Consider the following 21,794-nt stretch of genomic DNA (forward strand, 5'->3'; position numbering starts at 1 on the left):
GATTTATTTAATATATGAGAAAAATATTTAAGTATATTCTTGAGATTTTTTTATTCCTGCCCTTAATGTTATTGACAACCTAAAAGCGGCAGTATGAAACACATAGACCAATACTATATGCAACAAGCACTAACTCTAGCTAATAGAGGTCGATTTAGTGTGTCACCGAACCCAATGGTTGGCTGCATTATTGTTAAAGATGGTTTGATTGTTGGTGAGGGCTATCATGCCCAGGCTGGAAAAGCTCATGCGGAAAAGTATGCTCTTGAAAAATCTGGTTCAAATGCACAGGGTGCAACAGTTTATGTGACTCTAGAACCATGTTGTCATTTCGGTAAAACCCCTCCATGCACAAAAGCTTTAATTGAAGCGAAAGTATCAAGAGTTGTTGTAGCTACCTTAGATCCTAATCCTAAGATGGCAGGCAAAGGAATAGATATTCTTTTAGATTCAGGTATTGAAGCTGAGGTTGGACTTTTAGAAGATAAAGCTCAAGACCTTAATAAAATATTTTTCCATTATCAAAAACATAAAAAGCCGTTTGTATTTGCAAAATGGGCAATGTCTTTAGATGGTAAAATTAAAGTTAATTCTTACGATAGTAAAAAAATCAGTTCAAAAGAAGTATTTATAAATACTCATCAGACTAGAAATATCTGCGATGCAATATTGGTTGGTAAAAATACGCTGATTGATGATAACCCTGAGCTAGATGTGCGTATAAACTTAAATAGAAAAATTAACCCAACTAGAATAGTTGTTTTTAATGAGATTGAAGATATAAGTGAATCTTGGAAGGTTTTGGATCAAAGAGCTGCTAAAACTATACTTGTATGCACATCTATTGACCAGGGTGCAAAGGAAAAGCTTGATAATTTAGGGGTAGAATGTTGGATTGTTCCTACCAGAGATAATAATCTTAATTTAGATAGTTTACTTCATAGATTAGGTGGAATAGGTATTACTAGTATTTTAGTTGAAGGTGGACAAAAGATATTGGAAAGTTTTATTACACAAGAATTAATCAATGAGTTTATTGTCTCAGTTAGCCCTGTTGCAATTGCAAAAACCAATCCAAAAAAGAAACTCAAATTTAATAATACTAGATTGTTAAGTAATGATTTACTTATCAACGCGTCATTTGCGGGAGATAAAAATGTTTAGTGGTATAGTACAGCAGTTAGGTATAGTTAAGAAAATATCAATAGTAAATAATGTTAAGACTTTTTACATAGCTTTTGATAATTGTAGTAATTGTAATATTGGTGATAGTGTAGCAATCAATGGTACATGTTTAACGGTAACAACAATTAATGCTGAACAGGCTATTGCAAGTTTTGATGTGGTTCCAGAAACACTACAAAAGACTAACCTTGATACTCTTGTAGAAGGTGACATTGTAAATACAGAGCTAGCAATTCGTTATGGTGATTTTGTTGGTGGACATGGTGTACAGGGTCATGTTGATGAGCAAGGAACTATTAACAGTATCAAAGATGTTGGAGGTGCTTGGTTAATTGAAATATCAGCAACTAAGGGTTTTATTAGATATTTAGTTGATAAAGGTTTTGTAACTATTGATGGTATGAGTATTACAGTTGTTGAGGTTTTAGAAAGTGGTTTTAGTGTAACTTTGATTCCACATACTATGGATTCAACTATAGCAAAAAACTATATCGTAGGGACTAAAGTAAACCTAGAAGCAGATGCTACGGGTAAATATATTTATAAATACATGCAAGGATTTAAGAATGTTTGAGCAAATAAAACAAAATGTCAACAATGCCATACAAGCACTTAAAAGTGGTAAAGGTGTGGTTGTAATTGATGATTATGATCGTGAAAATGAAGGTGATCTGATATTACCTGGTGAAATGGCAACACAAGAAAATATTGCGTTTATGTTACAGTATACGAGTGGTATAGTTTGCTTAGCAATGGATAGCACTCAAGCAAATAAACTAAGTCTTGCTCCAATGGTTGCCGCTGATAAAAATAACAGTACTTTTGAAACGCCGTTTACTGTGACAATAGAAGCAAAAGAAGGTGTGACAACAGGGGTTTCTGCTAAAGATCGTGCTCAAACTATACAGGTAGCTTCAAAAACCGCAGCTAAAGCTTCCGAGCTAGCTAGACCTGGTCATATATTTCCATTGATAGCTAATGATAAAGGTGTACTTGGGCGTAATGGTCATACTGAAGCAACAGTTGATTTGATGAAATTATCAGGTTTTAATAGTGCTGGTGTTTTATGTGAGCTGATGAATAAAAATGGTACTATGATGAATGGTGACGAACTTGAACGATTTGCTAAAAAGTATGATCTTCCCATACTTACAATAGCTGATTTATATCAATACCGTTTAGCAACCGAGGTTTTTGTAGAGAAACAGGCAAGTTCAAAAATGCCATTTGAAGGTGTTGGTGAGCTTGAAATGACTGTTTATAAAGATGTTTTTAGTGGTGATGAAGTTGTGGTCTTATCTAAAGACTATAGTGGTGATAATCCATTAGTGAGAATGCATTCATCTTGCATAACAGGTGATTTATTTGGTTCATTGAGATGCGATTGCCAATCTCAATTACATAAAGCAATGCGGATGGTTAATCAAGATGGTGGCTATCTTATATATCTAAATCAAGAAGGTAGAGGTATTGGCCTAGTAAATAAACTAAAAGCATACAACCTGCAAATGAATGAAAACATGGATACCATTGAAGCAAATGAAGCTTTAGGTTTACCAATAGATTCTAGGAAATATGATCTTGCAATACAGGTGCTAAAATATAACCAAATCTCAAGATGTAAATTAATCTCAAATAATCCCAAGAAGATTAATGCTTTGGAAACTGTAGGCATAGAAGTCGAAACAATAAGCTGTGAAGCTTTTGTTAACTCTCATAATCAAGGTTATTTGAAAACAAAAAAAGACAAAATGAACCATTCAATAAAAGGTATATAAAAGAGGCTGAAAATGAGAAAAATTGCTATAGTTGTTGCAGAATTTAATGATTTAATAACAAATAAGATGCTTGAGGGTGCTGTGCAAGAAGCTTATGATCAAGGCTTAACAGATGAGCAGATTGTTATAAAAAAAGTTCCTGGTGCTGTAGAGTTACCTTATGCTGCAAAATTATTTGCTGAAACTAAGCAGGTTGATGCTATTGTTTTACTTGGTTGTGTAATCCGTGGTGAGACAGATCACTATGATTTTGTTTGTAATCAGGTTAGTGAAGGAACACAAAAAGTAATGCATCAATATAATTTACCTGTAATTTTTGGTATATTAACCACACATAATAAAGAGCAAGCCTTAGAAAGAGTTGGTGGTAAAAAAGGACATAAAGGCAAATATTGTGTCCAAGCTGCTTTAACTATGGCTAATTTAAAAAAAGAAATAGAGAATAACGGAGCATAAAATGCCTTTACAAATTTTGCAGTATCCACATCCAGTATTAAAAGAAGTAGCCAAAGAAGTTTCAAAAGATGAAATTAATGATGATTTTAGAGCAACTCTTGAAGAAATGGCAGGACTTATGAGTGAAGCTAATGGCGTTGGGTTAGCGGCTATTCAGGTAGGTATTAAAAAGAGATTTTTTATTATGATTGAGAGTCTTAATAGTGATGAACATAATGTTATAACTATTATTAACCCAGAAATAGTTGAAGAAAAAGGAGAGATAAATGATGAAGAAGGTTGTCTGTCTTTTCCTGGTGTTAACGCTAAGGTTAAACGAGCTGAAACTGTAAAAGTTAAAGGCCTCAATGAGTTTGGTGAAGAAATTGAGGTGGAAAAAGAGGGTTATCTTGCTCGTTGTATTCAGCATGAGATTGACCATCTAAATGGGATTACTTTTTTTGACCATTTAGGAGCTATTAAACGCCAGATGATTGAGAAAAAATATAAAAAGCTTATGAAAGAAAATGCAATGGCTTAAACTTTTAAGTTAAATTAGCTGCAAACCCTTTACTTTTTCTGTAAGCTAGGCAAAAATTGTTGTTGAATTATAAAATATTGGAAATAATAGAATATGCGCAAAATTGTTAAATTAGTATCTCTTACTTTTTTACTGTTGGCTGTTGCTTCATGTGGAATGTTAACCGGAGATAAATTTGTATATCTTGGTCATGGAGAAGATACTCCTGATTATCAGCTTTATTATGATAAAACACGTAAATTATTTTTATTTGTAGATAAGCGAAATGGTTGTTTCCAAAAAGATGATACTGGAACATGTATGGCTTTCACACTTAAAGAAGCTCGCGAGTTTAGAGAGAAAGTATTATCTAAAATGATAGATATAGACCTTAGATTAACTAAAGATGCTTATGGTGATTATGCAATAAAAGAGCTTTCAAAGGCGGGTATTACAACGGTTAATAAGCCAATCAAGATCGATAATGTATTTGCTACACCTATTAGGCAGATCGTGCTAGATAGAAAGCAACAATACCATTTGGTTAGAGAGAAATTTAAGATAGATGCAAATCTTGTTGCAATGGTAACAAATGGAGACAATGGTAAAAAACGTATAAAAGTTGCTTATACTGTAGATTTCCCTAGAATTGTTAAAAAATACAATGCAAAATTAAGACCGTTTGTTGTAGATCCGGAGTATATGTATACACATATGACTATTGATTCAGTTCATGAAGCGAGATTTATGCAAAAAGATGTTATGAAGAATCAAAAGGATGTTACAAAAGAATTGGATAACTATCTTAAGAAGGTTGTTGATGAGGAAGAAAAGCCAAATGGCCATCCTAAAGAAGTTTTATCACGAAAAGTTGCAAAACTTGAAAGTGATATTGTCACAAATAACATTATGATGGAGCCAAGTGGTTCAACCACTGTAGATAACGATTCAGCAGCTAGTGGAAGTACTGTTAAAGCTAAAGATCTACCTTTAGATCACACTATGACGGAAGATGAAGCATCAACTGACACTCCTGACACTAAATAAATCTACTTACTTGTAGTTCTAATCAGTTCTTAAAATCTCAAGAAGCTATGTTACAATATGCAAACTTTCTCTACAAATAATTTTTAATGTTTAAAAAAAATAACCCTTTAGTTCTATTTTTATTTGGCTTTCTAGTTATATGGGTGGGTTTCACTCTTTTGATACACTCACCATCAAGTATTTCTCCTGATACTGCGGAAAACATGATGTGGGGAATGAAAGCTCATTTGGTTTATGATAAACATCCTGGTTTAGGCCCCTTATTTCTTATCCCATTCACTTATTTATTTAACTCTCTTTTAGCAGATCTTCTAGCAGTTAGTGTTTGTATATTTGTCACTTGGTTTTATCTGTATCGAACAATTAAACTTTTTTACCCAATAAAAGAGGCAATAATGTTGTTTCTTTTATCAGTGGCAAGCTTTTTCTATATGGGCGAATTTTTCATTCAATATAACCAAAACATTATTTTATTGCCATTTTGGAGTGCTAGTACATATTATTTTGCTAAGGCAATCACAGGTAATAAAAGATTAGACTGGGTTTTATTAGCGATATTTACAGCTCTTGGAGTGTATGCGAAATTCCAGATTGGTTTAATCGCAATTGCGATGCTTATATGTATTGTTATGAAGTTTGATAAGAAATGTTTAGTAAATATTTGTATAGCTATTTTAGTTGGTACAATATTTTTATTACCAGGTTTTATATCTCTTTATAGTATTGATTTTGAGACACTAGACTATGTTACAGCTCGTGTTAGCGAGCCAGATTCAAGTTTTCTACATGGTTTTTTGTATGCAGCTTTTGATAGTGTTTTTCAGCTTTTAAACCTTTCAATCGCAATAATTGTTTTTATATATCTTCTTTTCAAGAAAAGAGTAGTTAGATGTAAAAAAGAATACTTATATGATAAAAAAATATTGATCATACTTGGGTTAGCTCCTTATATTATATTTGTTTTTTTAGAATCTTTAAATGGAATGTTACCTACAGAGTGGCTTGTTTGTACAACAGTATTTTTGTTGCCAGCAATTTATGCGTTACTGAATTTAAAGTTAGTAGATATGAACATAAATCTACATAAGCTCGTAGCATTTATTTTAATCGTTAACTTGGTTTACTTTGTTTCCTTTAATTTAAATACGTTTTTTAACAATAATATAGAGCATAATAATATCGGTGATAGTGTAGCATTAAGTGCCGAAAATTTTTTAACAGAAAATAATCTTCCACAGCCAAATTTTGCTTCTGGAAACTGGGAATATGGCTTCTATTTAAGTGTGTTTATGCAATCAAAACCTCACTACTACAGGATTTGGCAAAACAAAGAAAAGCCGGGTGTTTTATTGTTGGCTTATCCTGGTTGTGATAATACTATTGATGTCACTGTTTATGGCTATAAACTTTTAAAGAAAAGCTGTGAAGAGGTGAAGATAATAGACAAATATAACACCCAATATAAAAAATTTGATTTCTATTTGGCAGAAAAATAAAAAACTTATCTGCTTTTATCAGTAGTATCACTTGTAAAATTTAGTGTATTCTTTATAGTTTAGAATAATAATTTTATAACATATATAACCTCCTTATTACCTATGCAAAAAAATAGCCTAATAATATTTAAATCAAAACTAGCAAAAGTTGTCGATGTATTAGATAAAAAAGTTGACATTGAAACTATAGATGGTAAAAAAATTAAACTGCCACCTAAAAATGTCGATTTACTTTTCACAGCTACAAAAGATTTTGAGCTTGAAGATATTCAAGAACTAGAAATTCCAGAACTTGAGATGACTTGGGAGCTACTTCAAGAGCAAGATAACACAACCTTAGCTGAGCTTAGTGAACTTTTATTTGAAAAAGAAGGACTTAATGAGGCATATACAGTTTGGAAGCTTGCAAATGCAGGAGAGTACTTTAGCTTTAATGATGATTTTGATGTGATTATTCACTCTGAAGAGCAAAAAGATAAAATTATTGCTGATAGAGAAGAGAGGCTCAAAAAAGAGCAAGAACTAAAAGATTTTGTGTCGCGTATTCATCAAAAAACTTATTTGCCAGAAGATGAGAAGTTTCTTAAAGAAATAGAATCATTAGCCACTCTCAAAAGCCAAAATTGTAGATTATTTAAGCACTTAAAGTTAGAAGAATCTGAAAACAGTTCACATAAACTTTTGTTGGAAGTTGGGTTTTGGGATGAGTTCGTAAATCCTCACTTATATCGCTATGGTGCAGAGCTTGAGAGTAACCCTGCGAACTTTATTTATAATAATGATTCAGATCTTAATCGTGTAGATTTAACACATTTAACAGCTTATGCAATAGATGATGAGGGTAGTAACGATCCTGATGATGCTATTAGTTGGGATGAGTCAAATGACAAAATGTGGGTGCATGTTGCAGATCCTTCTTCAAGCATAATTTTTGATGATGAAGTTGATGTCGAGGCTAGAGCTAGAGGGTCAAACCTGTATGTGCCGGAGCATATAATTTCGATGTTACCTACAAATGCTACCGATGTACTAGGACTTGGGCTTAATGAAGTTTCACCTGCATTATCTATAGGTTTTAAAGTTTTAGAAAGTGGTGAAATTACAGACATAGAGATTTGCTTTAGTAAAATAAAAGTTACTAGACTAAGCTATGAGTATGCTCAAGAAAATCTTTCAAATTTGGACTTGGGTCTTATTTCTGAGTTTGCTAAGAATTTTAGCCAAAAACGTCTTCAAAATGGAGCAGTAGAGTTAGAGTTTCCTGAGGTGAAAATATCTTTAGATATTGATAAAAAAGTAAAAATTTCAAATCTTGAGAAGTTAGCTTCAAGAACTTTAGTAAGAGATACAATGCTAATGGCCGGGGTTGCAGTGGGTCAATATTGTCAAGCGAACCAAATACCTGTACCGTATTCAACTCAGCCTGCACATGAGCTAACTCCTGAAAGTTTAGAAAACTTAAACACACCTGCAGAGATGTTTGCAGTGCGTAAAAAACTTCAAAGAGGTTGTCACTCTACTCAACCTAGCATACATGGTGGAATGGGTTTAGAAAACTATGTCCAGGTTACAAGTCCATTGAGAAGGTATCTTGATTTAGTCGTGCATTATCAGCTTAGAAATCATATAGAGGGAAAAGAGTTGATCAATGAGACAAAAGTAAGTGAAATAATCTCTCAAGCAGATATCCCTATCAAAGCTAATCGCCAAACAGAAAGATATTCAAATCAGCATTGGAAATTAGTCTACTTAATGCAAAATGCTGATTTGAAAACAACAGCTACAGTTGTTGAACTTTTAGATAGAGGTAGAGTTATGGTTTCAATTAATGAGCTAGCAATGACAAAGAAATTATCAACTGGTGAAAAAAATAATCTAAATGATACTATTGAGTTATTAAACACCTCGGTAAACCTTATAAATCAAGAGGCTTACTTCAAATAAAGCTAAGCTATCCACCTTAAAGTCACAATACATACACATTGTTATCCACAATTTATTTATTTAATCCTTGACACATTTTTAGCATATAACTCTAATCTTCAAAGCCTTTATTTCCAGGGTTCTTCGTAAATTAATGAAACTTAATATAGTGTTGTTAAAAAATTTACAACAAAAAATAAACACTACTGTAAACAGAGTTATCCACAGCGAGTATTGATTTGATGATTTTTTTCTTGCTTTTTGTTGAAAGCTTTAAAATATAAAGCTTTTATGCACAAAGATATTTATTTGATAGTTAAATTTATGACAAATTCATGTATCATTTGAGGTATAAAGTTACAACTTTGAAAATAATATGAATTATGAAATAGTAGAATCAAAATTAGATACTAAATACTGTATTATTTGGCTTCACGGACTTGGTGCTGATGGACATGATTTTGTCGATATCGTTGGACATCTAAATATTTCTTTAGATCATGTGAGATTTATTTTTCCACATGCTGATGTGATGCCTGTCACCATAAATATGGGGATGCAAATGCGAGCATGGTACGACATCAAATCTTTAGATGCTAATAGTCTTAATAGGGTCGTAGATGTTGAAGGTATTAATAATTCCATAATACAATTAAATAAGCTTATTGATGTTCAGATTAGCGAAGGTATTTCTAGTGAAAATGTAGTTCTAGCTGGTTTCTCACAAGGCGGGGTTATTGCTACATATACAATGCTGACTTCATCTAGGAAATTAGGTGGTTTAATGGCTTTATCAACATACCTACCTGCTTGGAGCGACTTTAAAGATCAAATAACAGATACTAATACAGATACACCAATAATAGTTTGCCATGGTATAAATGATCAGGTTTTACCAGAGGTTTTAGGTAAAGATTTATCAGATAAGCTTAATGAAAATGGTTTTAAAAATAATTATAAAAGTTATCTAGGAATGGAGCATAGTGTTTGCCCTGAAGAAATAAAGGATGTTTCTAATTTCTTACAAGGAATTATTAAATGAAAAAAATAACTATAGCAAGTAGAGATAGTAAGCTTGCTCTTTGGCAGACAAATTTTGTCAAATTACGAATTGAACAAGAGTTGGGTATTGATTGTGAAGTTATCACAATGAAAACACAAGGTGACATTATACTTGATAAGCCTTTAAGTAAAATCGGCGGTAAAGCACTATTTATGAAAGAGCTAGAGATTGCAATGCAAAGTGGTAAAGCTGATATTGCAGTACATTCTCTCAAAGATATTCCTTATGAGCTTCCAGAAGGGTTCACTATAGCCAGTTTTATGCCTAGAGAAGATCCAAGAGATGCTTTTGTGTCTAATGATTTTAAAAACATTGATGAGCTACCACAAGGTGCTGTTGTAGGGACTTCTAGCTTACGACGTAAAGCACAGCTTCTAAGTTATCGTAAAGATTTAGTTATAAAAGATTTACGCGGAAATGTTCAAACTCGTTTAGCAAAGCTAGATAGAGGTGATTATGATGCTATTATACTAGCTGGAGCTGGTTTGATTAGGCTTGAACTACAAGCTAGGATAGCTCAGCTTATTCCTGTAGAGATATCATTGCCTGCAGTTGGTCAAGGTGTTGTGGCTATTGAAGTCCTAGAAAAAGATAGTAAAGTTTTGAATGTATTAGAAAAACTAAACGATAAGCAAAGCTATCAAACAAGTTTAGCTGAAAGGGCTTTCAACCAAGAACTTAAGGGTGGTTGTCATGTTGCGATAGCAGCTTTTGCTACCCTGAAAAATGATGAGATTACTTTAAAGGCTAGAGTTGCAAGTAGTGATGGTCAAATTATCTTAGAGAGGCAAGAGCAAGGTAATGATCCTGTTAACGTTGGTGTGAAATTAGCTCAAGAGATGATTTCTCGAGGAGCAAGAGAAATATTGGAGCAGTAAATGAGTTTAATGATTTTATTAGTTGGTATTGGTGGTGGACTAGGGGCTATTTCCAGGTTTTTAGTAATGCAGGCAACCAGCAGTTTTTCTTCTGAAATACCTTTCGGAGTATTCCTATGCAACATTATTGGTTCATTAGCAATAGGCTTAATTGCAGCTTTTTTAATTAAAACTAATTTATTTAATGAGGAAATCTCAGCATATACTCGCTCTTTAGTTGTGACTGGATTTTTAGGTGGTTTTACGACATTTTCTAGTTTTAGTCTAGATGTTTTAAACTTGCTTCAAAGAGGAGAAGTCTTTATAGCTCTAGGCTATATTATCGCAAGTGTATTGGTTTCTATATTAGCAGTTGTATTGGGTTTTTATTTGGTTATGGGAGTATATAAGTGAAAAAAACAAAACTAGTGTTAGGAGTATTCGCGAGTTTAGGTCTTGGTAGTTGCGTACCTATTTTAGGTAGTGATTATGTCATAGAATCAAATCAAGGTATCCATAGTTTGGAAATGGAGAAAGGTGTAACTGTTCCTCAACTACATAAAGCAATTATGAAAACTGTTAAAGATAATCCTAAAGAGTTTAAGCTTAAGGCTAATGATCCTAATCCTGAAAGATCTGTCGTTTGGACATTCTCCGAAAAGTATAAAGAGCAAGTAACATTTTATGCAATGAAATCTGAAGGCAATGTATATCTAAGTGTAGATATTGGTAATGTGAGTAAAGCTGATAATGATATTAAGGATATTTATTATTTAGAAGGCTTAGTAGAATCAAACTTAGAGAGTGATTAGTTATTATTTTTTTTATCGTTAATAAATAAAAGAACAATTAGTGATAAAATCATGCTTATTACGAGAGTTGTAAATGCAAAGTGGTATGAACTAAGCTCAAAGTATTTTATGTCTGTAGGCATTATTTGCTGAGAAACGACAGCACCAGTAGATGTTATAAATTTACCTGTCCAAGACCAATCAAGAAAGTAGCCAATTAGTGGGTCAAAGATTGCACCTAAGATTGGTTCACCAGTGTTTATAAATGCAGCTACTGTAGCAGTTAAGATTATAGGATTAATTCTATTGCCGATAGCAAAAGAAAGCATATATATACCTAGACATAAACCAAATATAAATAGCAATATAGCAGACATTGTTGCAGAAGTTTTCGTTAAAAGAACTATACTTAAAGCAATGGTCCCGATAATATGGAAAACTATCATTACGCCTTTACGACTATCTAACATTTCAGATATTTTACCAAGAATAGGTGAGCCAACAGCCATACCTATAAATATCATTGAAATAATGCTAGCAGCACTTTCTTTTGAAACTCCATAAGCTTCTCTAAAGTATGCGTTCCCCCAAAATCCTGCAAATGCGTCAACAGCAGTAAAACTTAATCCAACATAGAGTGTTAATAGCCAGTTATCCTTATTTTTAATAACTTCTTTCAATGACATCATAGTTGTAAGTTTATCACTACTATTACTAGCTTCTGGTTGCTCAGGGTTAAAGTCTCTAACTACTATATAGTAAACTACAGCCATAAATAAGCTAAGGACGCATATTAAAAGCATAGCTGCTTTCCAATCACCACATAAGCTTATAATGTATGCTAGCGGAGCCTGGGCACACAAAGCGCCAATCATTGCGGCTGTAGCTAAAAAACTTGCTGCAAAAGCAAACTGTCTTGGTTCAAACCATACAGATACAGCTTTTAAGTATGATATCGTAGCAAATGAAACACCCATTCCAGTAATTATTCTAGCAATATAGGCTAGAGTTAGACTTCCCATGTTTGCAGCGACTACAAAAAGAATCACACCAGCAGTTGATATAGTTATAGATACGGGACTTATTAAGCGAAAACCATATTTATCTATAATCGGACCAGCTATGAAAAGCTGGCAAACTATAATTGACCAAAAAAATGCAGATCCCAAAGCACCTGTTTGTGTAGCATTTGTTTTAAAGCTGATCATCATATCATCAGTAATTAAACTAGGAAAAACTTGCATAATATACTTATCAAAAAGTAAGAATGAACTAAGGAGAATGATTATCCATGCATATCCACGGATATTATATATTTGTTTGGCCATGTATAGGTATAATTGATAATATTTATATGGTATTTTATTGATATACGGTGTTTATTGCAATAAAGATTTAAGAGAGATCCTTTGATGATCTGGTCTCTGGCATTTTGCTAATTAACAATAGTGTTATAATTGATGAGACAGCAAGATATATGCAGGCACCGTATTCAGACCCTGATGACTGGGTTAACCATACTGCAATCATCGGGGTAGTACCAGCAAATATAGCATTGCCAAGGTTATATGCTGCAGACATTCCACTATATCTATGAGCAGTAGGAAATAATTCACTAACAGTAATTTGAAAGGCTGCAGTCATTGCTGAAATAATTATAGCCATAACTATTTGAGCAATTAAGATAGCTTGTAACCCACCATGTATAAATGTGAAAAAGAGTGGGTAGCATAGTACTAGTAGTGTGAAAATAGGTATATATAATAAAGGTTTTCTTCCCCATATATCTGACATCCAACCAAAAATTGGAGATACAACGGCATAAGCTATAGATACCATAGCAGTAATATACATAATATATGAAGCATCAAAGCCTCGATTTGAAATTAATATGTTTGGTAAATAAGTAGCCATCATATAGTAAGCTATACCGACGTATCCTGTTAGAGTAAATGTCCATATAAGCGGTAGTTTTGCACCTTTTAAAGCATCTTTTAAAGGAGATTTTGAAATAACATTATTCTCCTTTAATTCCTCAAATGCTGGTGATTCATGAGCTTTTTTTTGTAAGATTGTAGATACTATTGCCAAGATAAATCCAGTACCAAAAGCTATTCTCCAGCCGTAATGTAGCATTTGTTCATTTGTAAGTATACTTGCTAATAAGCCAACAGTTAGTGAGCTTAATATGACACCAGCTTGTGATGCTAAGCCAGCTATGGCCGTGGTAAAACCTTTATGCTTGGGAGAAGCACTTTCTGCTAATGCTACTAATATCCCGGTATACTCACCGCCAACAGAAAACCCTTGTAGCATTCTTGCAAAAACTAGAATAACAATTGCCCAGATACCTGCGGAGCTATAAGTTGGCATTAGTGCCATAATTAGCATTGGTAAGCACATTAGCATCATACTAAGTTTGATAGCATAACTTCTACCCAACCTATCGCCAATTGATCCAAAGAAGAAACCTCCTAGAGGTCTCATAATATAGCTAGCAGCAAATATCCCAAATACCGAAATTAATGCTACAGCCTGATCTTCTTTGGGAAAAAATAAAATAGTAAGATATGTTGCTAAGTAGCCATATAAACAAAATTCAAACCATTCTAAAACAGCTCCTAAGTTTATTATAGCTATAGTTTTATAGCGTTCTTTACGAGTTAGTTGCTTAGTCATTTTGATGTTAAGGAGGTATCTTATTATAAATATTGTATCTATTAATTGCTTTAGGTGTGAAGTTTTTTAGTTAAAATGATTTATGAAGGATAAAAAGTTCAGTAGTATTAAAGCATTTTTAATTATTGAGGCTAAGCTATCTGTCTGTTAGAATCATTTGATACAAAATATTATAGAACTGAAAAATGCCAGAATCACATCTGCCTAAAACCAAAATATTAATCGCTACAGCCTGGTTTATTTGCATTGTTGCAACTTTAAATTATAGTTATGATTTCTTTATTCGTGCAGCTCCTGGAGCTATGACAGAAGAGTTAAAAACTGCCTTTAAAATAAATGCTACTAATATTGGATGGCTATCTTCGGCCTATTTTATCGCTTATACTATTATGCAGATTCCAGCTGGTGTCATCATTGATAAATATAATAGAAAAATAGTTATAGGTGTTGCGACTGCTTTATGTGTTTTAGGGAATTACTTATTTTCAGCAACAAGTTATTATGAAGTAGCATTTCTTGGAAGAATCTTAATGGGTATAGGTTCGGCATTTGGCTTTGTAGGTGCTGCTAAAATGGCTGGTATGTGGTTACCTCAGAGGTTTTTCTCAACTTTCATTGGTATTGCAACAATTGTAGGTATATTAGGTGGTCTTATTACAGATGTAGTTTTAGCAAACCTTGTAGATACATTGGGCTGGATACATGCTAATGAAGTTTTCACATATATCGGTCTAGCACTTTTAATACTTGTATTTATTTTCATAAGAGATAATCCTAAGCATGTCCAAAAATTTGATCACTATAGTGAAATAAGTTTTAAAGGAACCATAGAAAAAGTGATGATAATCTTTAAAAATCCTAAGTTTTGGGCTGCGAGTCTTATCGGTGCAAGTATTTTTATTCCTATCAATGTACTTGGTTCGCTCTGGGGTGTCAGTTTTATACAAATAAAATTAGGACTTAGTCAAGCCGAAGCATCACATTTAAACGGTTTTTTATTTATGGGAGCGGCTATAGGTTTTGGTTTTTTTGGTGTTTTATCTGCTTTTACTAATAAGTTTAGATTACTGCTTATTTTAAGCTTATCATCATCAGCATTATTATTAGCAATATTGTTGTTTGTTACTCTTGAAAGGAACTTATTTATAGTCCTTTATTTGCTTTTAGGTGCAATGGCAGGCCCTCAGGCAGTTACTTTCACAATTGCAAAAGTTCTTTCTCCTGCTGGGACATCAGGTTCTAGTACTGCTGGTGTAAATATGGTTAATAATCTTGCCGCAGTAATTTTACTGCCACTTATTGGTTATGCTTTGACCTTATTTACAGCACACCTTGATGATGGGTATAATACAATTGTTGATTATCAATATTCTCTAAGCATAATTATCATTATTTTACTTTTTTGCCTCCCATTAGCATTTATTCTTCCTAAAAAAATGGAAGTTTAAAACTAAGGTCTAGACCTAAAAAGAGTTTAAAGCATGTAAGAACATTATAAGACAGAATACTGTTATTATACTAGCTGTTAGATTTAGCTCTTTTTTATTACAAAATATTGAAACAATAAACCAAACTAATATACCACAAGCTATACCTGTTGATATTGATGATGATAGTGTCATCATTAAAATAGTAAAAAATGCTGGGGTTGCTTGAGAAAAATCATCCCATTGAACCTTATATACTTGTTGCATCATCATGATTCCAATCAAGATTAAAGCCGGAGATATAACCTCTATCGGGATAGCACTTATTAATGGTGATAGAAATAAAAATGGTAAAAACATCAAGCCGCCAAATATTGCAGTCAGTCCAGTTTTACCACCTTGAGCAATACCAACGCCAGATTCAACCACAACAGTTGTTGGGCTTGTGCCAAAAATTCCAGATAATGATGCTAATGTTGAATCAACAAGGAAAGTTTTTTTAAGCTCTTTACTTTTATGATTATGCTCTTTATTCATACTTCCATAAAGGCTAGATATTGTACCAGTACCATCAAATAAACTTAAGAAGCAAAATGTAAAAATAGTTGGCAATATTGCAAATTTCAGTCCATTTAAAAAGTCTATTTGACCAAATAGTGAAAAGTCTGGAAAGCTAATAATGTGATTAGGTAAGGTTATGATTTCTTGTCCTGAAAAATGCTCAAGTGGTAAAGCTATAGTGCATCCTAAGATGATGACTAAAATGATTGCTGCAGGAACTTTTCTAATATGGAGTATTAGTAGTGTACATAAACAAATTAGGAATAAAACTGTATGGGTTGAGATTTCACTAAGTGTCAGCATACCTCCATTAGAAGTTAAAAAACCGCTATTTATTAAGCCAACATAAGCTATAAATAGCCCTATACCGGCTCCTAATGATTGCTTTATAGATTTTGGTAAGCTTAGCATTATTTTAGTTCGTACATTTAAAATCACTAATAAACTAAATATTATTCCAGACCAGAAGGTTGCACCTAAAACAGTTTGCCAAGGTAAGTGGTATATCTTAACAGCAGTAAATGAGAAGAATATATTCATTCCCATACCTGGAGCGATTATAAAAGGATTTCGTGTAAAAATCCCCATTAAAATACTACCGAAGGCAGATACTAAGATAGTGCTTGTTACTAATGCATTTGTAGGCATTCCTGTAGCAGCCAGGATTTTAGGGTTTACGACAATAATATATGAAATAGCTAAAAAAGATGCGATAGCAGCTAATAACTCTTGCTTAATAGATGAGTTGTTTTCTTTAAGCTGGAAGTAGGAATTTATTTTTTTGATACTCATTGTTAGGTCCGAAAATAGAGGTTTTACTTGGTATATCCACCAGGAGCTGATTGGATAAGGTTCTGCATTTCTAATTCAAAAAGAATCTGTGTTATTTCAGAATAATTTAGCTTAGTTGAGTTGATGATATTATCTATAGTTGTTAGCTTGCTATCAATAGAGTCAAACACTAGTTTCTCTTGCTCTGAAAAATTGTTTGCTTGTGTGTTAATGAAAATATCTTCTTGGATTGTTAATTCATTAGCACATAACTCTGAAATTATATCTTTAGCATCAGTTACAACTTTAGCTCCTTGCGAGATAAGGGTATTGCAACCTTCGCTAGTAATATTAAATATACTACCAGGAACAGCAAAAACATCTTTATTTTGTTCTAATGCAAGATTTGCTGTTATTAGGGAACCACTTTTTGCTGCTGCCTCAACAACTAAAACACCTTTACTTAAACCACTGATTATTCTGTTTCTTAGAGGGAAGTTATGCCTTAATGGTCCAACCCCGAGCTGAAACTCTGAGATTATCAATCCATTTGTTGCTATCTGTGAATGTAATTTTCTATTATTTGAAGGATAAATGATGTCAGCACCAGTACCAATTACAGCGATAGTTTTTAGGTTATTATTTAAGGCTTGCTGATGAGCTAGCGTATCAATACCAAAAGCTAAACCACTGGTAATAGTAATTTTAGATTCAGTCAGATTAGATATGATCTTATCTGTGACATTTCTACCATAAGTAGAATAATTTCTTGAGCCTACGATTGCCAATTGCATATTTTTAAGTAATGAAATGTCACCAACACAGTATAAAAGAATTGGAGGGTCAGATAACTCTTTTAAGTCACTAGGATAATTATCATCAAAGTATGAAATTATATTATGGTTTGAATCTTCTAACCATTTATTTGCTTTATCTAAATATGTTAAATATTTTTTTTCGGTTAGATAGTCAATACTTATATCTCTTAAAGCGAGTTGTTTTCTAAAGCTTTTTGGGTTTTCTATAAGTTCATTAAAGTTTATCGAATTCTCTAGTGCTAAGATAAATTTTCTTGGCCCAAAGTAGGGGGTGCATGAAAGTATTAGAGCTATTTTAGAGGAGTTATGCATTATAAGATAGTTGTAGCCATAGATTTGCTGCTAATCTCTTGTAGGGAGTTTATAATGATAACAAGAGAGTAATGTTCAGATTGGCGATAAACAAAGCCATACCCTGTAAATTTAGGCGGAACTGGAAAACCATCGGTACGAGATTCTGGCTCATATAAGAGCATTTCTGCTCCAAGTTCTAAGCCATCAGCAGTACCTTTATTAATTAATACAGTATTATAGGTCGATGAGAAAGTATTTGTATTCATTACATCTTCCATCACATTACCTGTTATCTTGCTTTTCATTCTAAAAGTTTTTTCTGGAAGAGGTTTTGATAAAAGATCTGTTGGGCCAATATAGTCACCTACATTTGCTTCTCTTGAAAGATTTTTTATTGTTAAAGCAGTGATACCTTTGAATGTATAATCATAGCTAGCAGTGCCTAGACGATAAACTTTTTTATCTTCATTAAAAGACTCTAGTAGCTTTGGTTTTGTGACCACTATGAATGGTTCATTATTGAAGTTTATAGGGTATTCCTTATCTGCAAATATCTTAAAGCCACTAGCTAGTACGGGACGCTTCTCTCGACTATCATAGATTTGAGCTATGTCTTTATCTTGATCTTCATTTAGTAGATAAACATTAGAGAAGAATTTTTTGTAGTTTGAAGGAGTTACATGTTTTAGGCTACCCTCAATATTGTCTATTTGCTCAAGTAGTTTACTCTTAACTGTAATCTCAACTCGCTGATTTAAAGCTCTGTTTTCATTAGAGTCATTAGGTGCTATAGGGTCTTGGTAACCAAGAGCTTTAATAGTTATGCTTTCTGAATTAAGACCCTTGTTCACGAGGTATTCTCTTACACTTATAGCTCTATTTTTAGATAAGCGAATATCATGCTCTACAAGCAATTCTTTATCATGTATTAGTTTTGAATCGACTTTCCCTGTATAGCCACGAATCGTAATTGCTGGACTACCACTTAACTTTAAGTAAGCAAAGAGCTTATATAATATTTTTTTAGACTCTTCATCAAGTGTGAAGCTATTATTGTCAAACTTAACATTTGTTTCTATTAGATCAATACCTTCTTGCTCTTGTATGCAGATATACGACTCTTTTGAATCAATAAGCTTTACAGAGCATGGCTCTATAGTCGGAAAAGTAAGAGGATCTTCTTTTGTAGTATTGCAGCTTGTCAATGCAAGTATAGATGACAGTACTAAAGTAGATAGTAAGAATTTTTTCATGCTTAGAGATATTTACAGATTTTAAAATTTATTTTACTATAAAAATGTCGCTGAATAAATCTCATTCGTTGATTAGATTGATTTAAGTTTTTTGTTTTACGAAAACTTTAATAAGTGCTCTAGAAGAGCCTTGTAATTTCATTATTTGTCTAGTATTATAGTGCTTGCTGTCTTGGTCCCACGCAATGATAGGTTGTGAACCCCGCCAGATCCGGAAGGAAGCAACGGTAACGATTGATGCATGTGCCGTGGAAAGGCCGAGTCAGCACTTAAAATATTCACATATTTTATTATAAAATTGATTACATTATAGTTATAATGTCTATTATCATAAAACTAATCTTTCCAAATTAGTGCAATTTCAAGAATTAGAAAAAATAATTAATCATGATATTGATTATGGTTTCAGCGGGATAGCTGTGAATATATGCCATCGTGGAGAAAATATATATCAAAAAAGTCACGGATTTAGTTATAAGTATAATAGTTGTGGGCAAAAGCTAGATAGTCCACAGGTTTTAAAAGAGAATATGCTTTTTGATATAGCCTCTTTGACTAAAATTTTTGCTACAACTTATGCATTGATGTATCTATATGAACGAAATTTAGTGGATTTAGACTTACCAATAGATGGCTATATAAGCAATTTTAAATTTGAAGGTACTAATTATATCCCAACTTGTCGTGATTTACTTAGTCATAAATCAGGCTTAGCTCCAGCATTTAATTTCTATGATGAAAGTGAGGCTGGAGAACTTTTTAGTCAAGATAGGGATAAGACTATAAAGTTTTTAACTACTAAGATGAAGCCACAACATTCAGCAAACAAGTATTGTATTTATAGTGATATAGGAATGAAGATACTAGGATTAGTAATTGAAACTATTACTAATCAGCGCTTAGATAAGTTTGTTGAGCAGCATATATATGAAAAGTTAGACCTCAAAAATACATGTTTTGATCCTCTTGATAATGATTATAATAGTGATGAGATTGTAGCAACCCAGCTTGATGGACATACAAACTTAGGTAATACTAAGTTCGCAAACATAAAAACACATACTTTAAGAGGGGAAGTACATGATGAGAAAGCACTCTACTCAATGGGTAGGGTTGCCGGTCATGCAGGGCTTTTTTCAACTATTGATGATATAAGTAAATTATCAAAATTACTTTTTGAAGATAATGAACTATTTTCACAGAAAACTGTAGCAAGGTTTAGTGAACAATGTGCTATAGATAAAACATTTGCTCTAGGTTTTTGGACAGCTAATGGCCGTAGGACTAGAAATTCTTTTGGAGAGTTGTGTAGCAACCAAACAATAGGACATACCGGTTTTACGGGACAATGTTTTATATTTGATCCAGTAAATAAAATTAGTATAGTCATTATGACAAACAGTGTACATTCACCAATTATTTATCCGAGAGTTTTTAGTGGTAAGACTTTTCAGTCAGGTAAGTATGCGTGTTTGATTGATTCGATATATAAAGATTTAAAAGTAGGAACTAAATCATGAAGCTAAATTTAGATTTTAGGTATAGTTTTAAATATATTTTGACAGTATATCTTATAGCTGCGGTCATAGGTGGTTATGCCTTGGCAATTGTTGGAGGTATTGGTGATGAAATCCGACATCAATTTAAACTTGATTCACACCAATTATCTATACTGCTTGGTCTGGTTTTTTTAGGTGGTATTTTAGCAAAATTAGTATGGTTAGCTGCTGATAAAGTTGGTCGAAAAGTAGTTATTCTCTTTTTTGTAATTATGTATATTGTCGGTACATATATGTTTGTTTGCGCAGAAAGTTATCAGGTTTTAGTTGCATCTAGGCTGTTACAGGGAGCTGCTATACTACTCTGTACTTATGCTTTTCCCGTATATATGACAGAAATAGCACCGCCAGAAAAAAGAGGTAGATATGTTGCATTATTTCAGCTTTTATGGACTGCTGGAATGTGTTTATCAGGTTTGATAGTATTTTTCTTTCAAGAGGCTTTAACTTGGAGAGAGTACCTTTTCCTTACTTTATCATTCTCCATAATCTTGTTAATAATGGCTTGTTTACTTCCAGCTAGCCCAACATGGTTGGTTCTTAAAAAACGCATTCATGATGCTTATGAGGTTATTCAAAAAACACAGACTAGTCTAAGCGATGAGGAAATTAAAAAACATATTGATGATATTCGTGTGAGTTTAAGAGATCATAAGCCAAAAAGTTTTTTGCAAAAGTTATTGATAGGTAAAGATGTTTGGCCAGTAATGCTTGTTACAGTTCTTTTAATATTAAACCAGCTTACAGGAATTAATTTTATAGTATTTTCATCAGAAATGCTCATAGTTCCATTAACCTCAAACCTTAGTGTGGCTCATTTCACTAATTTCTTTTTATTAGGGATTAATTTTTTAGTTACCATACTTACTATTTTATATATTGATAGATGGGGGCGAAAAAAGGTTATATTCTTTGGGCTTAAACTAGCGTTAGTTAGTATGTTATCTTTGTTTGTAGTCTATAGCTTACCGGTTTTTGAATATAGTTATATCATTGCGATTTTAATGTTAGCTCTTTGTATCTCTGGATTAGCTTTTGGGCCTTGTGGTGTAATTGTTACACTTATCAATGAGCTATTACCAAATCGTGTGAGAATGATCGGTATTTTTATGGCAGGCATTATTTCGATGTTGTTCTCATTTTATTTTATTGGTTATTTTTTGAGAGTCGGTGAGATTTTTGGTTATAACATGCTATTTTTAGTGTTATTTATATGCTCAAGTGTCTACTTCTGGGTTGTGAAAAGATTTGTACCAGAGACTGCTGGAAAAAGTTTAGAAGATATTGAAAATGCTTTCGATTAGGATATTTCTTAGTAAGAAAGTTACTAACAGAAG

20 protein-coding genes and 1 other RNA gene are annotated in these 21,794 nt (G+C 32.8%); 16 read left to right on the forward strand and 5 right to left on the reverse strand.

The genetic code is table 11. From position 1 onward, the window contains the following. Window positions 1-93: 93 nt before the first annotated feature. From ribD to CDH04_RS01630, 12 genes are all read left to right on the forward strand, one after another. Window positions 94-1,164 carry a bifunctional diaminohydroxyphosphoribosylaminopyrimidine deaminase/5-amino-6-(5-phosphoribosylamino)uracil reductase RibD gene (ribD, locus tag CDH04_RS01575; protein ID WP_112869361.1) on the forward strand — a complete coding sequence of 357 codons (1,071 nt, stop codon included), beginning with the start codon at window positions 94-96 and terminating at the stop codon, window positions 1,162-1,164. Continuing rightward, window positions 1,157-1,759: a riboflavin synthase gene (locus CDH04_RS01580; protein ID WP_112869362.1), complete on the forward strand. Its 603-nt coding sequence runs from the start codon at window positions 1,157-1,159 to the stop codon at window positions 1,757-1,759. The genes ribD and CDH04_RS01580 overlap by 8 nt, the downstream gene beginning before the upstream one ends. Then, window positions 1,752-2,963 (forward strand): 3,4-dihydroxy-2-butanone-4-phosphate synthase, encoded by a 1,212-nt coding sequence (gene ribB / locus CDH04_RS01585; protein ID WP_112869363.1) that lies wholly within the window; start codon window positions 1,752-1,754, stop codon window positions 2,961-2,963. The genes CDH04_RS01580 and ribB overlap by 8 nt, the downstream gene beginning before the upstream one ends. 12 nt (window positions 2,964-2,975) lie before the next feature. After that, the gene (gene ribH / locus CDH04_RS01590; RefSeq protein ID WP_112869364.1) at window positions 2,976-3,419 is read left to right on the forward strand and encodes a 6,7-dimethyl-8-ribityllumazine synthase; all 444 of its coding nucleotides are present in this window, start codon (window positions 2,976-2,978) and stop codon (window positions 3,417-3,419) included. A gap of 1 nt (window position 3,420) precedes the next feature. After that, window positions 3,421-3,939 carry a peptide deformylase gene (gene def, locus CDH04_RS01595; protein ID WP_112869365.1) on the forward strand — a complete coding sequence of 173 codons (519 nt, stop codon included), beginning with the start codon at window positions 3,421-3,423 and terminating at the stop codon, window positions 3,937-3,939. A 93-nt stretch (window positions 3,940-4,032) separates the two neighbouring features. Beyond that, window positions 4,033-4,965, forward strand: coding sequence for an FTN_0109 family protein (locus CDH04_RS01600; RefSeq protein WP_112869366.1), 933 nt, complete (start codon window positions 4,033-4,035; stop codon window positions 4,963-4,965). Window positions 4,966-5,051: 86 nt separating this feature from the next. Then, complete coding sequence (locus CDH04_RS01605) at window positions 5,052-6,461, forward strand: glycosyltransferase family 39 protein (protein WP_112869367.1); 1,410 nt, start codon at window positions 5,052-5,054, stop codon at window positions 6,459-6,461. Between the two features lie 102 nt (window positions 6,462-6,563). Then, a complete protein-coding gene (locus CDH04_RS01610) occupies window positions 6,564-8,405 on the forward strand; it encodes a ribonuclease catalytic domain-containing protein (protein WP_112869368.1) in 1,842 nt (613 codons plus the stop codon). A gap of 355 nt (window positions 8,406-8,760) precedes the next feature. Further along, complete coding sequence (locus CDH04_RS01615; RefSeq protein WP_112869369.1) at window positions 8,761-9,426, forward strand: dienelactone hydrolase family protein; 666 nt, start codon at window positions 8,761-8,763, stop codon at window positions 9,424-9,426. Then, window positions 9,423-10,325: a hydroxymethylbilane synthase gene (hemC, locus tag CDH04_RS01620; RefSeq protein WP_112869370.1), complete on the forward strand. Its 903-nt coding sequence runs from the start codon at window positions 9,423-9,425 to the stop codon at window positions 10,323-10,325. Before CDH04_RS01615 ends, hemC begins: the two co-directional genes overlap by 4 nt. Beyond that, window positions 10,326-10,718 carry a fluoride efflux transporter CrcB gene (gene crcB / locus CDH04_RS01625; protein WP_112869371.1) on the forward strand — a complete coding sequence of 131 codons (393 nt, stop codon included), beginning with the start codon at window positions 10,326-10,328 and terminating at the stop codon, window positions 10,716-10,718. Next, window positions 10,715-11,116 carry a hypothetical protein gene (locus tag CDH04_RS01630; protein ID WP_244909963.1) on the forward strand — a complete coding sequence of 134 codons (402 nt, stop codon included), beginning with the start codon at window positions 10,715-10,717 and terminating at the stop codon, window positions 11,114-11,116. The genes crcB and CDH04_RS01630 overlap by 4 nt, the downstream gene beginning before the upstream one ends. Here CDH04_RS01630 and CDH04_RS01635 read toward each other — a convergent pair. Continuing rightward, window positions 11,113-12,423 (reverse strand): MFS transporter, encoded by a 1,311-nt coding sequence (locus CDH04_RS01635; protein ID WP_112869372.1) that lies wholly within the window; start codon window positions 12,421-12,423, stop codon window positions 11,113-11,115. The two genes, CDH04_RS01630 and CDH04_RS01635, sit on opposite strands and share 4 nt — an antisense overlap. Before the next feature lie 67 nt (window positions 12,424-12,490). Then, a complete protein-coding gene (locus tag CDH04_RS01640; protein ID WP_112869373.1) occupies window positions 12,491-13,774 on the reverse strand; it encodes an MFS transporter in 1,284 nt (427 codons plus the stop codon). Window positions 13,775-13,959: 185 nt separating this feature from the next. On the opposite strand from CDH04_RS01640, the gene CDH04_RS01645 reads away from it, so the two are divergent. Beyond that, window positions 13,960-15,222 (forward strand): MFS transporter, encoded by a 1,263-nt coding sequence (locus CDH04_RS01645; protein WP_112869374.1) that lies wholly within the window; start codon window positions 13,960-13,962, stop codon window positions 15,220-15,222. Between the two features lie 15 nt (window positions 15,223-15,237). Here CDH04_RS01645 and CDH04_RS01650 read toward each other — a convergent pair whose 3' ends face one another. The 3 genes from CDH04_RS01650 to CDH04_RS01660 are packed head-to-tail and all read right to left on the reverse strand — an operon-like array spanning window position 15,238 to window position 18,898. After that, entirely contained in the window at window positions 15,238-16,554 is a 1,317-nt protein-coding gene (locus CDH04_RS01650; RefSeq protein WP_112869375.1) for an NCS2 family permease, read from the reverse strand. 23 nt (window positions 16,555-16,577) lie between these two features. Then, complete coding sequence (gene dprA, locus CDH04_RS01655) at window positions 16,578-17,663, reverse strand: DNA-processing protein DprA (RefSeq protein ID WP_112869376.1); 1,086 nt, start codon at window positions 17,661-17,663, stop codon at window positions 16,578-16,580. Further along, on the reverse strand, window positions 17,663-18,898 hold the full coding sequence (locus CDH04_RS01660; RefSeq protein ID WP_112869377.1) for an OmpA family protein: 1,236 nt from the start codon (window positions 18,896-18,898) through the stop codon (window positions 17,663-17,665). The genes dprA and CDH04_RS01660 overlap by 1 nt, the downstream gene beginning before the upstream one ends. A gap of 169 nt (window positions 18,899-19,067) precedes the next feature. Between CDH04_RS01660 and ffs the strand changes: the two genes are divergently transcribed. From ffs to CDH04_RS01675, 3 genes are all read left to right on the forward strand, one after another. Continuing rightward, an RNA gene (gene ffs, locus CDH04_RS01665) (signal recognition particle sRNA small type) lies at window positions 19,068-19,165 on the forward strand. A gap of 86 nt (window positions 19,166-19,251) precedes the next feature. Continuing rightward, window positions 19,252-20,418 carry a serine hydrolase gene (locus CDH04_RS01670; RefSeq protein WP_112869378.1) on the forward strand — a complete coding sequence of 389 codons (1,167 nt, stop codon included), beginning with the start codon at window positions 19,252-19,254 and terminating at the stop codon, window positions 20,416-20,418. Next, entirely contained in the window at window positions 20,415-21,761 is a 1,347-nt protein-coding gene (locus CDH04_RS01675) for an MFS transporter (RefSeq protein WP_112869379.1), read from the forward strand. The genes CDH04_RS01670 and CDH04_RS01675 overlap by 4 nt, the downstream gene beginning before the upstream one ends. Window positions 21,762-21,794: the final 33 nt, after the last annotated feature.

Source organism: Francisella adeliensis, assembly GCF_003290445.1.
In the GTDB taxonomy this organism is placed as follows: Bacteria; Pseudomonadota; Gammaproteobacteria; order Francisellales; family Francisellaceae; genus Francisella; species Francisella adeliensis.

Excerpts from the sequence above, each read along its gene's own strand:
- CDH04_RS01615 (WP_112869369.1), top strand. The coding sequence starts at position 8,761 with ATGAATTATGAAATAGTAGAATCAAAATTAGATACTAAATACTGTATT.
- CDH04_RS01635 (WP_112869372.1), bottom strand. The coding sequence starts at position 12,423 with ATGGCCAAACAAATATATAATATCCGTGGATATGCATGGATAATCATT.
- dprA (WP_112869376.1), bottom strand. The coding sequence starts at position 17,663 with ATGCATAACTCCTCTAAAATAGCTCTAATACTTTCATGCACCCCCTAC.
- hemC (WP_112869370.1), top strand. The coding sequence starts at position 9,423 with ATGAAAAAAATAACTATAGCAAGTAGAGATAGTAAGCTTGCTCTTTGG.
- CDH04_RS01605 (WP_112869367.1), top strand. The coding sequence starts at position 5,052 with ATGTTTAAAAAAAATAACCCTTTAGTTCTATTTTTATTTGGCTTTCTA.
- CDH04_RS01660 (WP_112869377.1), bottom strand. The coding sequence starts at position 18,898 with ATGAAAAAATTCTTACTATCTACTTTAGTACTGTCATCTATACTTGCA.
- ribH (WP_112869364.1), top strand. The coding sequence starts at position 2,976 with ATGAGAAAAATTGCTATAGTTGTTGCAGAATTTAATGATTTAATAACA.
- crcB (WP_112869371.1), top strand. The coding sequence starts at position 10,326 with ATGAGTTTAATGATTTTATTAGTTGGTATTGGTGGTGGACTAGGGGCT.
- CDH04_RS01675 (WP_112869379.1), top strand. The coding sequence starts at position 20,415 with ATGAAGCTAAATTTAGATTTTAGGTATAGTTTTAAATATATTTTGACA.
- CDH04_RS01600 (WP_112869366.1), top strand. The coding sequence starts at position 4,033 with ATGCGCAAAATTGTTAAATTAGTATCTCTTACTTTTTTACTGTTGGCT.
- ribB (WP_112869363.1), top strand. The coding sequence starts at position 1,752 with ATGTTTGAGCAAATAAAACAAAATGTCAACAATGCCATACAAGCACTT.
- def (WP_112869365.1), top strand. The coding sequence starts at position 3,421 with ATGCCTTTACAAATTTTGCAGTATCCACATCCAGTATTAAAAGAAGTA.
- CDH04_RS01645 (WP_112869374.1), top strand. The coding sequence starts at position 13,960 with ATGCCAGAATCACATCTGCCTAAAACCAAAATATTAATCGCTACAGCC.
- CDH04_RS01610 (WP_112869368.1), top strand. The coding sequence starts at position 6,564 with ATGCAAAAAAATAGCCTAATAATATTTAAATCAAAACTAGCAAAAGTT.
- CDH04_RS01640 (WP_112869373.1), bottom strand. The coding sequence starts at position 13,774 with ATGACTAAGCAACTAACTCGTAAAGAACGCTATAAAACTATAGCTATA.
- CDH04_RS01650 (WP_112869375.1), bottom strand. The coding sequence starts at position 16,554 with ATGAGTATCAAAAAAATAAATTCCTACTTCCAGCTTAAAGAAAACAAC.
- CDH04_RS01580 (WP_112869362.1), top strand. The coding sequence starts at position 1,157 with ATGTTTAGTGGTATAGTACAGCAGTTAGGTATAGTTAAGAAAATATCA.
- ribD (WP_112869361.1), top strand. The coding sequence starts at position 94 with ATGAAACACATAGACCAATACTATATGCAACAAGCACTAACTCTAGCT.